Source organism: Kitasatospora sp. NPDC056327, from assembly GCF_042261735.1.
Lineage (GTDB): Bacteria > Actinomycetota > Actinomycetes > Streptomycetales > Streptomycetaceae > Kitasatospora.
This window is the reverse complement of sequence record NZ_JBHJRC010000045.1, coordinates 23091-37960: the sequence shown is the minus strand read 5'-3', so window position 1 is coordinate 37960 and position 14870 is coordinate 23091. Positions and strand designations below refer to the sequence as shown.

The window sequence follows — 14870 nt, the reverse complement described above, 5'->3', positions numbered from 1 at the left end:
GGTGAAGACCGCCGTACCGTTCCCCCAGCGCGAGGAGTTGATGAGCTCAAGACCCCGCAGCGCGCGGTGGCCGGGGCTCACGGCATCGGGCCGGGCGAGCCGGCGGCGGCGAAGCGCACCGGCCGGGGCTCACGGCTCCGGCGGCGGCTCAGCGCTCGGGCACCGGGTCGACGCCGTCCCCGCGCAGGGCGACACCGGGGCGGCAGCGCAGCAGCCGCCCCGCCGTCAGCCGGGCACCGCGCAGCGCACCGTGCCGGTGCAGGGCCTGGACGGCGTAGGTGGAGCAACTCGGGGTGTACAGGCAGCAGTCCGGCCGCTTCGGGCTGATCTCGGTGCGGTAGTGGCGCACCGCGCCGTACAGCACCCCGGCGGCGAGGCCGCGCGGCACGGGTGCGGACGGATCGGCGCCCGGGCGCCGCGCCCGGACACTCCGGCCGCCGGTGAGGGCGAAGCGCACGCCCGCGGCCAGCATCACCGGGAAGAGCGCGAGCAGGCAGGGGCCGTCGCAACCACCGCCGCCACCACCGCATCCGTTGCCGTTGCCGCCGCACCCACCACCACCCCCGCGGTTGCCGCCCCAGCCGCAGCCGCCGCCGCTCCCGCCGGTGGGGAGGTAGGAGTCGAGATCGTTGTCCTTCTTCCGCTCCCCGTGCTTGCGCAGGTACTCCTTCCACTCCCGCTGCCGGCGCCTGCGCTCGCGCCGCTCGGCCTCCGGGAGCCACCACCAGGCACGCCCAGGGCGCTGGGTCGTCGGGAACTGTTCGCCCTGGCCGGGCTGCTGGTACGCCACTGCTCGCGATTCCTCTCGGCGCGCACGCCGGGGCCGACCCCCAACGGCCCGATCAGATTATCGAAGGCCCGGGTCGTGGAGGTCGGCCCGCGGGAGGATCCGGAAGGGCGCTCAGTCGCTCCCGCCACCGAGGGCGGGGAACAGGTCGGTGAACGTCTGGGTGGTGACCGAGACGCTCCGGCCGAACGGGTCGTCGAAGTCCCAGATGAGGAACAGCAGGAAGGCGATCAGCGCGCTGAACGCCCCGGCCAGCAGCAACTCCCGCGTGGAACGCCGGATCTGCAGCGCGAACACCATCCCGACCGTCACCACCGCTCCCACGATCAGGCCGAACCAGACCACGCCCGGCATGGTCGGGCCGGCGTTCTGTCCACGGGCGTTGCGGGCGTCGTCGGCGATGCTGATCCGGTCCATGATCGGCTGGTAGGCCTGGGCCTCCAGGTCGGAGGCGGGGGCGCGGGTCGCGACGTCGGTGCGCAGCTGCTCCAGCAGCTCGGTGCCCCGCTCGGAGATCTCACCGTGCTCGCGCATGTACGTCCACTCCACGTCAACCACGTAGGAGACGTAGGCGTTGACGTCGGCCCGGATCCGGTCCCGGTGCTCGACCGGGTAGACCTGCGCCCGCTCGCTGACCTCGTGCAGCGACTGCGCCTCGCGGAAGACGTCGTCCTGCGCCACTCCGCGGGCCTCCCAGACACCGGCGATGGCGAGGCCGAGCACGATCGCGTAGACCACGCCGATCATCATCGTCATGTACTCGATGACGTCGGGCGTCTCGTCGGTGTCCTCGTTCTCACCGGCGCGCCGGTGCCTCAGCAGCACCACCGCCACCACGACGGCGCAGGCCGCCAGCATGGCGATGGCCAGCGCCAACCACTCGGACATGGGAACTCCTTTCTCGGTCGGGGATCGACGGGGGTCGATCGGAAGCAGTCGGGCCCGCTCGGCGGGTCCGGTGGTCCGGCTCGGGAGTCCGGCTCGGGAGTCCGGCCCGGGAGTCCGGCCCGGGAGTCCGGCCCGGGAGTCCGGCTCGGAGTCGGAGTCCGTTGTCCGGCCCGGGCGCCGGGTGCGCGGCACCGGTGGTCGGCCCGCCGTCCGGCGAACGGGTGGGAGGAGGGACGGTGAACCCTCAGGAACCGCCCGAACCGCCGCTTCCGCCCCCGCTTCCACCGGAGCGGCCACCGCCGCGGCCGCCTCTGCCGCGTGGCCGCAGGGCGGCCGCCGCGAGCACGGCGGGCACGGTGACGAGCAGCATGGTCCGGGTCTGCGAGCTGCCGTGGTGCCGCTCGGGCGCCTGGACGGGCGGGGCCTGCGGAAGCCGCACGGGCCGCGGCGTCGGGGTCGGTGACGCGGGAGCGGGCGCCGGGGGCGCCGGTGTGGGCGGCGGGGCCTGCGCGGGCGGTTCGGGCGCGGGCACCGGCGGCGGGACCACCGGTGGCGGGGTCGGCTGCCGCGGTGTGGGCGTCGGGGTGGGCGCCGGCGGCCGGGGGGACGCGGGCTGCGGGGTGGGCCTCGGCGTCGGGAGGGACGGGGCCGGTGGAGCGGGTGGCACCGGCGGCGCGGCCGGGGACGGCGGCGGGGTGGGCACCGGAGTACGGCTGGGCGTCGGCGTGGAGGTGACGGTCGGGACGGGGGTCGGCGTCGGGGTGGGCGTGGGCCGGGGCGTCACCGTCGCCGTCGGCGTGGGCGTCGCCGTCGGCGTGGGGGTGGGCTTCGGGGTGGTCGGCGTGGGGGTGGGTGTGGGCGACGGGCAGGGGTGGTGGTGCCACGGCCACGGCCACGACGGCCAGGGCTTGGTGTGGCACGGCTTCGGGTGCGGGTGGTGCAGGAGACCGGGAGCGTCGACGTCCACCTCGACGTCCACGTCCACCTCGACGTCCACGCCCCCCTTCCCGGCCCCGACCGGGACTCCCGTGCCGACGCAGACACAGACCCCGGGGACCGGCCCGGGCGGCCGTCCGCCGCCGTGCTGGGCCGCTGCGGGCCGGGCGGCGGCCGAGCCGCTCACCAGCGCGCAGAGGGCGGCCACCCCGGCGGCGGCGCCGATCAGCCGGATCCGCCTGCCGCGCGGGTCACCGTCCGGGGCGGGGGGCGACAGGCGCCGGTCCGCGCTCACGGCGACCCGTCCATCGGTATCCGCCGGAGCGGCTGGGACTGCGGCATGGGCTCCGTACACCTCTCGTGTCGTCAGGAGTCGGCCCACGCCGGAAAAGGGGGCCGACACCGGACGGCCCGCCACGGGGGCGGGCCGTCCGGCATCCGGTGAAACGATCATGCTGCGGGCCGGTTACGGCCGGTCCCCGGGGCGGGCCGTCCTGGGACGGCCCGCCGTTGCGCTGTTCAGCGGCGGCCGTGCGCGATCTCCACGTTCTCCAGGACGCCGACGGCGTCCGGCACGAGGATCGCGGCCGAGTAGTAGGCACTCACAAGGTAGGAGATGATCGCCTTCTCGTCGATGCCCATGAAGCGGACGGACAGGCTCGGCTGGTACTCGTCCGGGATGCCGGTCTGGTGCAGGCCGATGACGCCCTGGTTGTCCTCGCCGGTCCGGATCACCAGGATCGAGCTGGTGTTCTCCTTGCTGATCGGGATCTTGTTGCACGGCAGGATCGGGACACCGCGCCACGCCGGCACCTGCTGCCCGCCGAGGTCGACGTGGTGCGGGTAGATCCCGCGCGCGTTCAGCTCGCGGCCGATCGCGGCGATGGCCCGCGGGTGGGCGAGCAGGTAGTCGGGGTCACGGCGGCGGTTGAGCAGCTCGTCCAGGTCGTCCGGGGTGGGCGGGCCGGAGTGGGTCTGGATCCGCTGGTCGAAGTCGGCGTTGTTGAGGAGGCCGAACTCCGGGTTGTTGACCAGCTCGAACTCCTGGCGCTCGCGCAGCGCCTCGATGGTCAGCCGGAGCTGGTGCTCGATCTGGTTCATCGGCTGGTTGTAGAGGTCGGCGACCCGGGTGTGCACCTTGAGGATCGTCTGCGCGACGCTCAGCTCGTACTCGCGCGGCTTCAGCTCGTAGTCCACGAAGGCGCCGGGGAGCTGGTACTCGCCGTGGTGGCCGGCCGACATCGCGATCTCGGCCTCGCCGCGCTCGTTCTGCCGCTGGAGCGGCAGCGCGAGGAAGGCCTCCAGGTGCTCCTGCAGTGCGGGCGAGTTGTCGCGGATCTGCTCGAAGTCCCGGCGGGGCAGCGACAGCACGGTACCGGCGGTCACCGTCTTGGCGGTGAACTCCCAGACGGCGTCGGCGTCGAGCACGGACTGCTCGCCGAAGCGGTCGCCGTCGCCGAGCACGCTCACCACCGTCTCGTCACCGTACTTGCCGGTGCCGATCTGGTTGATCTTGCCGTGGGCGATCAGGTAGATCCGGTCGGCGGGCTCGCCGCGCTCCGCCAGCACCTCACCGGGGCCGAAGTCGCGCTGCTCGCAGCGGTCCGCGAGCGCGGTGAGCACCTCGTCGTCCTCGAAACCGCGCAGCAGGGCGAGCTCGCCCAGCTCCTGCGGGATGACCCGGACCTCGGAACCGGTCTTGATGAACTCGACCCGGCCGTCACCGACGGTGTAGGTGAGCCGGCGGTTGACCCGGTACGCACCACCCGCGGCCTGCACCCAGGGCAGCACCTTGAGCAGCCAGCGGGAGGTGATCTCCTGCATCTGCGGCGCGGACTTGGTGGTCGTGGCGAGATTGCGCGCAGCGGCCGTCGTCAGACTGGACTGCTGGGCGGCCTGCGGTGTCTCCGGGGTGGTCGTGTCCACGGACATCGGCAGGGTTCTCCTTCGTGTGATCAGGTCACGCCGACCCGTCGCACGGCCGGCGGAGGCCGGGGACAACGTCTCGACGGATCATCAGATACGCGTATCGGTTGGAGTGTTAGCGCTGGGGTGCGCCCGCTCGGGCGATCCATCCGGAACCCTAGATCACCAAGGCCCTGGCAACCCCGAACGGCGCCGAGCGCCCCCCGATAGGGTGAATCTCTCCGATCGGAAGGTTTGAATCCGCGGACCGTGCAGGACCAGGGAGGCACGTTTCTGCGCATGCGAATCACCCAGACGTAGGAACGATTCACCCCACCCGAACGGAGGAGCGCGCGAGCCCGCACCCCAGCCCTTGGGGCGCGGGCTCATCGTACGGGCGTTCGAGCTTCGAACATCGGGCGAACATGGGTGCGACGGACGCCGCCTCAGACCAGCACGGGCTCCCCCGCGAACCTCGGGTCGGCGGCGAACCAGGGCCGCCGCTCGAACGAGGCCGGCCTCAACTGGTCGAACCAGGTGGCCCGTTCGTCGTAGCGGGCGAAGAACGGCAGACCGACCCGGTCCGGCTCGCGGGCCTGGAGGAAGCGGCAGACGAAGACCCGCTCGCCGCCGATCTCGGCCACCCCGTCCAGGCACACCTTCCCCGGCCCGGCCGACATCACCGGTCCGCGCGCCGTCCGCTCCAGCCCCGACACCTGTCGGACGGCGTCCCGGTAGATCTCCACCGCCCGCGCCAGCGGCACCTCGAAGTAGGAGCTGGCCCCGGTGTCCCGCTCGACGAAGAGGTAGTACGGCACGATGCCCAGAGCCACCGCGTCCCGCCAGAGCGCCGCCCACACCTGAGGGTCGTCGTTGACGTGCCGGATCAGGGGCGCCTGTGCGCGGATCACCGCGCCGGTCGACCGGATCCGCGCGACGGCCGCCCGCACCGTCTCCCCCGCCAGCTCGCGCGGGTGGCTGACGTGCGCCATCACCGCGACCTGCCGGCCGGCGGCGACCACGCGTTCGAACAGCCGGAGCAGGTCGTCGGCGTCCGCGTCGGTGGTGAAGCGGTGCGGCCACCAGGCCAGCGCCTTGGTGCCCAGCCGGATCGTCCGCAGGTGCTCGGTCCCCGGGCCCAGCAGCGGCTCGACGTAACCGGCCAGCCGGTCGGTGGACATGATCAGCGGGTCACCGCCGGTGATCAGCACGTCGGAGACCTCACGGTGGGCGCGGAGGTACTCCAGTGCGGTCGCCGGGCCCGGCAGGCTCTGCCGCAGGTCCGGCTCGCCGACGAACTGGGCCCAGCGGAAGCAGTACCCGCAGTACGCGTGGCAGCTCTGGCCCTGCGCGGGGAAGAGCAGCACGGTCTCCCGGTACTTGTGCTGGAGCCCCGGGACCGGGCGGCCGTCCAACTGCGGGATGTTCTCCTCCAGCTGCCCGCCGGGGTGGGGGTTGAGCGCCCGCCGGGCGGCGGCGACCGCCTCCGCCAGCCGTTCGCGCGGGGCGCCCGCGGTGATCAGCGCGGAGACCCGGTCGAAGATCCCGGGCGGGAGCATGTCCCGGTGCGGGAAGGTCAGACGGTACATCGGATCGTCGGGGACGCGGCCCCAGTCGATCAGCTCGTCCAGGACGTGGTTGTTGACCTTGAACGGCAGGACGGAGGCGACCACCGCGATCTCGTGCCGCAGCGTCTCGCCCGCTCCGGCGAGCTGTGGCAGCCCGGCCAGCCGGTGGCCGGGGATCGCGCGCAGCTTCGGTCGCCGGCCGCCCGCGGGGTCGTCGTTCACACCCTGGTCTTGTACGGTTCGCACCCGTGTCACCCTTCTCCCGGCCGCTCCCCGCGGCTCTGTGGGCAGCCTAACCTCCGTGCCATGACAACTCGTCAGGGGGTTGGCGGGACAAGGGTGTTGGATCCCTGAGGCGCAGAGCCGGCGCCCCGGGAGCGGCCTCGCGGGTCCCGCCCCGGGCGGACGGCCGGGAAGGGCGGGGGGAGACGGAGACGCGGGCGGACGGCCTCGCCGCGTTCACCCGGAGGATCCGCGGTCCGCCTCCGGCTCCGGCTCCGACCCCGGCCCCGGCTCCGGTTCTGGCTCCGGCTCCGGCTCCGGCGCGCCGACGGAGGCACGGCGGGAGCGCCCGTGCACGATCCACCACAGCCCGCTCACCACGACCGACAGGGCGATCAGGACGGGCGCCAGGACGGGCCAGCGGCTGTCGGCCAGCCGGACGTCGGCGACCAGCAGCACGCCCACCGCCACGAGCGGCACCAGCAACGCCAGCAGGGCACGCCCGGTGGCCGCCACCACGCCCGGGTCGGCACGGCTCCGCCGGGGCCCGCGCCAGTCGGCCTGGGCGCCGCCGAAGTGGAAGGCCAGCCCGCGGGCGGCCACCCGGTCGGTGGCCCAGGTGTAGGAGAGCGCCATGTAGGGGAGCCAGACCAGCGGGGCCACGGTGCCCATCAGGAGCACCAGGGCGAGCAGCGTCCACTCCCCCGCGGAGCGCCAGCGGGACGGCGGCGGCTCGGTGTTCTCGCTGGTCAGCCCGAGCAGACGGGCCATCCGCCAGAGCAGCGAGCCCAGCCCCCGCAGACGCCCGGAGCGCAGGCCGCGGCCGGACGGCGGAGGAGGCGGCGGAGGACCGGCTGCGAGGGCCCGTTCGGCGGCGGCGAGGTCGGGGTGGGCGCCCTGGAGGACGAGCAGTTCGGGGATCCGCGCCCGGGCCGTGGGGTCCTTGCCGGCCAGGGCGGCGAGCTCCAGCAGCAGCTGCCCCTGGGCCAGCAGGGCGGTGCAGAAGGCGAACGGGATCAGCCAGATGAAGGGCCCGCCGACGAAGGCGCCCTCGCTCTGGCAGACCCGCCGGGCGTGGTCCACCGTCCGCCCGGCCAGGTCGTGCTCGGAGGCCCCGGGGTGGGCCGCCCGGAGCGCGGCGACCCGCCGGGCGGCCCGGGGGCCGCGGTGGCGGACGGCGAAGACGGCGAGCAGCTCGGGCATCCGGGCCGGGTGCGCGCGCATCGAGCGCACCAGCTCGACGACGGGGGCTCGGGCGCCGTCCGGCGCGGCAGGGGGCCCGCTCGTCCCCGGGGTGCCGCTCGTGCCCGTGGTGCCGGTCGGGTCGCCGGCCGCCGCGGGCTCGGCCGGCACCACGGAGCCGTCGGCCCCGGCGGCGCCGTCCGGCGGGGGGCCGGCCCGCCCGGGCCGGGGCGGACGGGAGTGCCCCGGGTGCCCGGGGGGCTCCGGTCGTCCGGGCTCCGGGTGCCCGGGGTCCGGGTCTGTCGTTGGGGCCACGTCCGCCCACCGCTCCGCCGCACGCTCCGGCCGAGCCCGGACCGGCGGGCGACCACCCTGCCCGGGCTTTTCTCCAGCGTAGGGCGGACCTCCCGGCTCCCGCCTGCCGGGCCGGTGTCCGGCAGACGGGCGGGCAGGCCCGGGAGACGGGGACGTCAGGCGGTCCCGAAGCCGTGCCGGACCCGGTCGAAGCGGCCGGTCGCGAGGTCCTCGTCGGTGATCCAGAAGGAGACGTTGACGCACTCGCCCCATTCGGCGGCCAACACCCCGCTCTCGATCTGGAGCAGGGGGCGGTGGCCCTCGGGGCGGCCGGTGTCGCTGTCGCACCAGCCGAGCACCCGGACGGCGGGGCGGGGCAGCCGCTCGGCGAGGTCGATGCCGAGGTCGAGGGCGACCAGGAAGTCGTCCGGGAACAGCCGCTCCAGCTCCCGGTCCTGGTAGGAGGGTGCGGACAGCGCCCGGGTGGCCCGGACCGGGACCGCCGGGACGGCCGGAGCTCCCGCCCCGGTCACCGGGGCCTGCCTGGGCGGTGCTCCGGCGGGCACGTGCAGGACGCGGCAGCCGCGGCCGGTGAAGTCGGAGAGGGACTCGTCGTGGAAGAAGAGCAGCAGGCCGTCGGCGGGCAGCGGTCCGGGGACGGTGCCCCGCCCGCCGGGCCGGAGGGCCACGGCGAGCGCGGCGCAGTCGAGTTCGGCGAGCAGTTGCATCGGGCGGCCGGCGAACTCCGGCCAGGCCGTGCCCGCCGGCAGCGCGGGCAGTCCGCCGAGCCGTCCGACGGGCCCGCCGTCCGCTCCCCCGTGCTCCGCCGCCGCGCCCTCCCCGGCCGCGGCGCCCCTGCCGCCCTCGTCCGCACCCGGCCCGTCCACCGGGTCGAGGACGAGGGAGGAGCGGAACAGACGGTGGACCAGGGGCGCCAGTCGCTCGCCGGCGCGGGCGCGGACGAGCTCCGCGATGTCGCCGGGGATCGGCGGCACGCCCTCGCCGGGGGCGGTCACGGGGGTGTCGGTGGTCACGGGTTCGGCCATGCGCGAAGCCTGTCACGGGGGTCCGACAACGGCGGGAGGGAAAGCGGCGGAGTCCCCGTCAGTTGCCGCCACGGGGGCGACCGGCACCTGACGGGGACCTACGGACGACGGGGCGGGGACACTGGTCAGACGGGGCAGACGACCTCGTTGCCGGGGACCGAGAAGATGCCGGAGTCGTTGGCGGTGCCGTTCGCGTACTCGTAGTAGAGGTACGTGTAGAAGTCGATCCGCGCGCCGTTGCCGCAGGCCGAGTCGGTGCCGATGGTGTAGGTCAGCGTGACGGTGGTGGTGGCACCGGCCGCGACGGGGACGGAGTGGTGGACCAGACCGTTGGTGGCACCGGTGTCACAGCTGGTGACGTTGCCGCCGCAGGAGGTGAAGCCGTACTTCAGGCCGGTGTTCAGGGTGGTGCCGTAGGTCGGCTGGATGGACTCGTAGACGAACTGCGCCGGGGTGTCGTGCGGGTTGGTCAGCGTCAGCGTCAGCGTGACGGCCTCACCCGGGGCGGCGGTCGTCTTGTCGACCGCGACGGACAGTACCGGGGTGCCGGCCTGGGCGGGGGTGGCCGACAGCAGGAGGGCGACGAGGAAGGCGAGGATCGCGGGCAGGCCGAAGCGGCTCAGAGATGAAGTGCGCATGACCACGGAGCCTAGGCGGCCGGGCGGCCGTCGGCGGCGGCCTCCGCTCCGGTCCGTACTGGCATATGACACGGGAGCGGACACCGGAGCCATTACCTTCCGGTTCCGCTCGTACCCGGGCGGACGGAGCCCTACCCTCCGCACCCATCGGTCAAGATCATCGACAAGTCGACACTTCTCCGGCCCGCCGGGCCGCGGCGGCGCGGAACCGGGCCGGAGGACCGGCAGGCCCGCGGGCCGGTGGGTCGGCAGGTCGACAGATCGGCAGGGCGGCAGGGCGGCAGGGGTGGCTGGGGTGACAGGGGCGGCAGAGCGGGAGGGCGGAAGGTCGACAGGGCGGGAGGACGACGGAACGACAGGTCGACGGCCCGCGGACGGGCGGGTGGGTCAGAGCGGGGGCGGCAGGATGGCGCAGAGCGCCTCCACCGCCGCCGGATAGGCGTGCTCGGGCGGGGTCGCGTAGCCGACGACCAGGCCGTCCACCGCCGGCATCGCCTCCGCCGCGAGCCGCGGGTGCCGGTAGTCCGCCAGTCCGTCCAGGGCCAGCCCCCGGTAGGCGGCGGCCTTGAGCACCGATCGCTCCGTGCCGGGAGCGAGCCGCAGCACCGCGTGCAGTCCGGCCGCGATGCCGGTCACCTCGATGTGCGTCGCGTGCTCGGCCAGGGCGCCGACCAGCCGGTCACGGCGGTCGCGGTAGCGGCGGCGCATCCTCCGCACGTGCCGGTCGTAGCCGCCCGAGTCGATGAACTCCGCAAGGGTCAGCTGATCCAGCGCGCTCGCCCAGCCCTCGCGCTCCCCCTTGGCGGCCAGCACCCGGTCCACCAGGTGGTCGGGCAGCACCATCCAGCCGAGCCGCAGGGCGGGACTGAGACTCTTGGCGGCCGTCCCCAGGTAGACCACCCGTTCCGGGTCCAGCCCCTGCAGCGCGCCGACCGGCTGCCGGTCGTACCGGAACTCGCCGTCGTAGTCGTCCTCCAGGACGAGCCCGCCGCGTCCGCGCGCCCAGTCGACCACGGCCGCCCGCCGGCCCGCGTGCAGCGGTCCGCCGGTCGGGAACTGGTGGGCGGGGGTCAGCAGCACCGTGCGGACCTCGCGGTGGTGCGCCAGGGCGGCGACCCGCGCGCCGTCCTCGTCGAGCGGGAGCGGCACGGTGGCGACCCCGGCGGCGGCCAGCAGACCGTGGTGGAAGGCCAGCCCGTAGCCCTCGACGGCGAGCGGCCCCGTGCTCCGGGCGGGGAGCACCGCCCGCGGGCCCTCGAACAGCAGCCGCAGCGCGTGTGCGAAGCCGGAGCAGATCACGATGCGGTCAGGATCGGTGCGCACGCCGCGGGCCCGGGCCAGGTAGTCGGCGAGGACCTCGCGCAGTTCGCGCCGCCCCTGCGGGTCCCCGGGCCCGAAGGCCTCGTTGGGCGCCGCGGTGAGCGCCCGGCGCGCGGCGGCGAGCCAGGCGGCGCGCGGGAAGGCCGCGGCGTCGGGCCGGCCCTGCCGGAGGTCGTGCTCGGGGCGCGCCGGCCGGGAGGCACGGCGGGCCCGGTTCGCGGCGACGGGCTCGGCCCGGTCGGCGACGGCGGTGCCCGAGCCCTGGCGGGCGGTGAGCCAGCCCTCCGCGACCAGTTCGGCGTAGGCGTCGGCGGCGGTGTTGCGGGCGATGCCGAGGTCGGCGGCCAGCGTGCGGTAGGGCGGCAGCCGGGTGCCCGGAGCGAGCCGGCCGCTGCGGATCGCCTCGCGGAGGGCGGCCATCAGGGCGGCCCGGCGGCTGCCGGTGGCGGGCAGGTCGAGGTGCAGATCGGCGCCGGACGGGCCCGCGTCGGAGCGGGCGGCGCCGTCCGCGGTCCCGCCGGTGCCCGTCGGGCCCGGCCCCCGGGCCGGACGGGCACCGGGGTGCGCCGTCCCGGCCGCTCCGGCGGCTCCGGCGGCGTGATGGCGGGGCGTCCGGGGCGGATCGACCGAGGTGTCCGTCATGGTCATGCACCCTATCGCCGGGCCCCCGGCGGCCCCGGGGCCGGGCCCGCCGCCCCGGGGCCGCCGGTCCGGGCCCGCCGGTCCGCCGGGGACCGCCGTGCGTCCGCTCAGTCGATCCGGACCGAGTTCACGATGTACGTGCGCACGTCGTTGCGGGTCCGCTCGGCCAGCGAGGAATCGGTGGAGTAGGCGCTGACGGTGATCCAGACGTTGCCGGACTGCGGGACGCAGACGACGGTGGCGATGACGTCGGAGTTGCCGCCGATCACCTGGTAGTCGCCGTCGCTCGCGAGGTCCCAGACCTGGAAGCCCTGGCGCAGCAGCGCGGTCTGGGCCAGGCCGAGGCAGTCGCCGAGGGTGTCGTTCTTGGTGAAGGTGCCCCAGTGTGCGTACATACGGGTCTCCCGTTCGGTGCCGTGGTGCCGTGGTGCCGTGGTGGCGGCGCGGGGCCGGGGTCACCCGGTCCCGGCCGCGGCCGTGCATCGAGGGTCGGGCAGCGGTGGTCCCGGGCGCACGGGGCCGGGGTCCCGTTCCGGCCCGGTTTCCGGCCGGGACGTCGTGCGGGGAGGCCGGAACGGCTGGGCCGGGCGGGTGGCGGGGCTCCTGCATCGGTGTGCGGTTGCGACTCCGCCCGGGTGATCCGATGGTCGGATCGTGTCGTCATCAGCGTGTCGGCTGGCTATTCCTTCGGCATGACCAACACCCGGAAGTACCTGTTCGCCGCCGGCCTCAGCGCCGCGCTGGCGGTCCTGTCCGCCGGCCCCGCCTTCGCGGGCGACTGCGACGAACCCGGACACCACGCCCCCGTCGAGCACAACGCCCCGGCCGCGCCCACTCCCACGGGCGGCGGCCTGCCGAGCGGTGGTGGCGGCGGCACGACCTGTATCAACGAGGGCGGCGCCTACGCCAACGGCGTGGTGGCCAACTCCCCGGGCGTGCTGTCCGGCAACCAGATCCAGATCCCGATCAGCATCCCGATCAACGTCTGCGGCAACAGCCTTTCCATCCTCTAGCCGCCGACGTCCTTCCGCCCGTCCGAGAGGGCCGCGGCCCCGGTGCATCCGCCCGGGCCGCGGTCCTCTTCCCCGTCCCCCGTCCCCTCTCGCATCCTCCGTTCCCCTTTCGCCGTCGCCGTCGCCCCGCCTCCGGGCTGCGGGCCGCGGGCTGCGGGCCGCGGGCTGCGGGCTGCGGGCTGCGGTGCGACCGACGTGCGGGCCGCCCGTCCGGTCGCGGGCCTACGGAACCACCGTGACCGGCCAGCGGCCCGCCTTGACCAGCCGCACCGCGACCGAGCCGATCACCCGGTGCCCGGCCTGCTCGGACGCCCCGACCACCACCGCGTCCGCCCGCAGCTCGTCCGCCAGCCGTGCCAGGCCCGCGTAGGGATCGCCGCGCACGGTCAGGAAGCGCCAGTCCACCCGCCAGACGTCACGCAGCCGGTGCTCGGCCTCCCGGATCGCGGTGAGCAGCTCCTCGGCGATCTCCTGGGTGGTCTCCTCGACGGCCGCCCCGGCCAGGGCGGTGGCCGCGCCCAGCACCGGCTGGATGTAGGCGATCGCCAGGGTGGCGTTCTGCCGCCGGGCCAGACCGGCCGCGTAGGCGGTGGCGCGCCAGGAGGAGTCCGAGCCGTCCAGGCCCGCCAGGATCATCTTCGGTCCGTCGGTGCCCAGCTCGAACCCCGCCGGAGCGAGCGCCGCATCCGGCTCCCCGCCGTCCTCGAAGGCCGCCCCGTCCCGCGCCGCATCGCTCTCGTTGCTCATGATCAGAGGCTATTCCGGACACGGTGGGTGACGACACCCGGCACGACGGGTGAGGGCTGTGGCCGGGGCCACCCGGCCGGCCGGCGCCGGCCCCCGCACGGCCCCGTTTCGTGCACGGGCGGGCGGCGGACCGTCACTCGCCGTCGACCGTGTGCGCGGCCTCACAGCACCCGCCGTGTGGCGCAGGCCACTTTCCCCGGATGTTTGATCTTGAAAATCGGGACATTTGCCTTCAAATCAGCCCATTTCCTTGATCCTTACGCCGGGTAACCCCCCTCTGACGTGGCTAAACCTGCGATTCCTTGAAACTGCCGCGGCAACCCCCGTAACTTCGAACTCGTTGCACCGAGCAAGCCGCTCACCAGGGCCTCACCGCCCGGAGCGGAAACGGTGCCGAACCACGCGAGTGACGTGTCCCCGAAACCGACGGCCTTCCGAGGGTCTGGTTCCGCGCGCTCGCAGACCCCCTCCGAAAGGAAACCCATGACCTTCCGTAACGAGACCGCCGCTGCCACCACCACCGCCACCAAGCGTCGCAACCGCGTCCGGATGGCTCTGATGGCCGGGGCGCTCACCGCCCTGCCGGTTGCCGGCCTCGTCACGGCCACGGGTGCCTCCGCCGCGCCGGCCTCCGTCTGGGACAAGGTCGCCGCCTGCGAGGCGACCGGCAACTGGGCCATCAACTCCGGCAACGGCTTCTACGGCGGCCTGCAGTTCACCTCCAGCACCTGGGCCGCCTTCGGTGGCACCGCGTACGCCCCGCAGGCGCACCAGGCCACCAAGGACCAGCAGATCGCCGTCGGCGAGAAGGTCCTCGCCGCGCAGGGCCCCGGCGCCTGGCCGGTCTGCTCCGTCAAGGCCGGTCTGACCAAGTAGGACCGACCCCGCAGTACCCCCGTCTCCCCCTCCCCGGGGGAGCACGACAACGCCGCTGCACCCGGCCGGGCCCGTCGAGGGCCGGTCCGGTGTCCAGCGGCGTCGTGCGTTCCGCGCCACCCTTCCCGCGACGCCCCTCCCGTGCGTCCCCTCCCGTGCGTCCCCTCCTGCGACGCGCTTCCGTTACTACGGGGCCGGGACCGGGGCAGGCCGGGCGGGCAGCGGCAGCGGGATCGCGGGCAGGCCGTCCAGGCTGCTGGCTATGTACGGCTTCCGCTCGCAGTAGTCGTTGTACTCCTCCTCCGTCTTCCGGCCGAAGTACTGCGCGTGCAGGTCCCGGTCCTCCCGGTAGTCCATGAGCGGGACGGCGTAGCCGCAGGAGTCACTGACCCGTTCCGCCCCCACCAGGACGATCGCGCGCAGCGAGGGGCCGTCCACCGCCGGATCGAACCGGGCGAGCAGCCCGGCGAAGCGCGGGTCGTCCCGGAACACCGCCTCCCCCTGGCCGTGCACCCGCAGGATCTTCGGCGGTCCGTCGAAGGCGCACCACATCAGGGTGATCCGCCCGTTCTCCCGGACGTGGGCCACCGTCTCCGCTCCCGATCCGCCGAAGTCCAGATAGGCGAGGGTGAGTTCGTCGAGGACCGCGAGCGTCCCCGAGCGGCCCTTGGGCGAGAGGTTCACGTGGCCGTCGGCGGCGAGCGGTGCGGTCGCCACGAAGAAGACGGGCTGGGCCTCGATGAACGCGCGCAAGCGGTCGTCGATCTTCTCGTACGTCTTTCCCATGAGGTGATTCTGTACCCGAA

At 74.7% G+C, this 14870-nt stretch carries 13 protein-coding genes; 2 read left to right on the top strand and 11 right to left on the bottom strand.

Annotated elements, in window-relative coordinates:
• Positions 1–148 precede the first annotated feature (148 nt).
• From yidD to ACFCX4_RS09770, 9 genes are all read right to left on the bottom strand, one after another.
• Positions 149–790, bottom strand: coding sequence for a membrane protein insertion efficiency factor YidD (gene yidD / locus ACFCX4_RS09810; RefSeq protein WP_376140217.1), 642 nt, complete (start codon positions 788–790; stop codon positions 149–151).
• A gap of 111 nt (positions 791–901) precedes the next feature.
• Positions 902–1675, bottom strand: a complete 774-nt coding sequence (locus ACFCX4_RS09805) for a hypothetical protein (RefSeq protein WP_376140215.1) — start codon at positions 1673–1675, stop codon at positions 902–904.
• 1455 nt (positions 1676–3130) lie between these two features.
• Positions 3131–4543: a family 2B encapsulin nanocompartment shell protein gene (locus tag ACFCX4_RS09800; protein ID WP_376140213.1), complete on the bottom strand. Its 1413-nt coding sequence runs from the start codon at positions 4541–4543 to the stop codon at positions 3131–3133.
• A 419-nt stretch (positions 4544–4962) separates the two neighbouring features.
• Positions 4963–6306 carry a KamA family radical SAM protein gene (locus ACFCX4_RS09795; RefSeq protein ID WP_376140211.1) on the bottom strand — a complete coding sequence of 448 codons (1344 nt, stop codon included), beginning with the start codon at positions 6304–6306 and terminating at the stop codon, positions 4963–4965.
• Between the two features lie 237 nt (positions 6307–6543).
• On the bottom strand, positions 6544–7659 hold the full coding sequence (locus ACFCX4_RS09790; RefSeq protein WP_376140209.1) for a hypothetical protein: 1116 nt from the start codon (positions 7657–7659) through the stop codon (positions 6544–6546).
• Positions 7660–7958: 299 nt separating this feature from the next.
• Positions 7959–8828 (bottom strand): DUF1963 domain-containing protein, encoded by an 870-nt coding sequence (locus tag ACFCX4_RS09785; RefSeq protein WP_376140207.1) that lies wholly within the window; start codon positions 8826–8828, stop codon positions 7959–7961.
• 125 nt (positions 8829–8953) lie between these two features.
• Positions 8954–9466, bottom strand: a complete 513-nt coding sequence (locus tag ACFCX4_RS09780; protein WP_376140205.1) for a hypothetical protein — start codon at positions 9464–9466, stop codon at positions 8954–8956.
• 387 nt (positions 9467–9853) lie between these two features.
• Positions 9854–11428: a PLP-dependent aminotransferase family protein gene (locus tag ACFCX4_RS09775; RefSeq protein WP_376140203.1), complete on the bottom strand. Its 1575-nt coding sequence runs from the start codon at positions 11426–11428 to the stop codon at positions 9854–9856.
• A gap of 107 nt (positions 11429–11535) precedes the next feature.
• Positions 11536–11823, bottom strand: a complete 288-nt coding sequence (locus tag ACFCX4_RS09770; RefSeq protein ID WP_376140201.1) for a hypothetical protein — start codon at positions 11821–11823, stop codon at positions 11536–11538.
• A 297-nt stretch (positions 11824–12120) separates the two neighbouring features.
• Here ACFCX4_RS09770 and ACFCX4_RS09765 point away from each other — a divergent pair, with 297 nt between their 5' ends.
• Positions 12121–12441: a chaplin family protein gene (locus ACFCX4_RS09765; protein WP_376140199.1), complete on the top strand. Its 321-nt coding sequence runs from the start codon at positions 12121–12123 to the stop codon at positions 12439–12441.
• 222 nt (positions 12442–12663) lie between these two features.
• On the opposite strand, the gene ACFCX4_RS09760 is transcribed toward ACFCX4_RS09765, so the two are convergent.
• Complete coding sequence (locus ACFCX4_RS09760) at positions 12664–13077, bottom strand: universal stress protein (RefSeq protein ID WP_376140219.1); 414 nt, start codon at positions 13075–13077, stop codon at positions 12664–12666.
• A gap of 594 nt (positions 13078–13671) precedes the next feature.
• On the opposite strand from ACFCX4_RS09760, the gene ACFCX4_RS09755 reads away from it, so the two are divergent.
• On the top strand, positions 13672–14064 hold the full coding sequence (locus ACFCX4_RS09755) for a transglycosylase family protein (protein WP_376140197.1): 393 nt from the start codon (positions 13672–13674) through the stop codon (positions 14062–14064).
• A gap of 186 nt (positions 14065–14250) precedes the next feature.
• Here the strand turns inward: ACFCX4_RS09755 and ACFCX4_RS09750 are convergent, their stop codons facing one another.
• On the bottom strand, positions 14251–14850 hold the full coding sequence (locus ACFCX4_RS09750) for a pyridoxamine 5'-phosphate oxidase family protein (RefSeq protein ID WP_376140196.1): 600 nt from the start codon (positions 14848–14850) through the stop codon (positions 14251–14253).
• Positions 14851–14870: the final 20 nt, after the last annotated feature.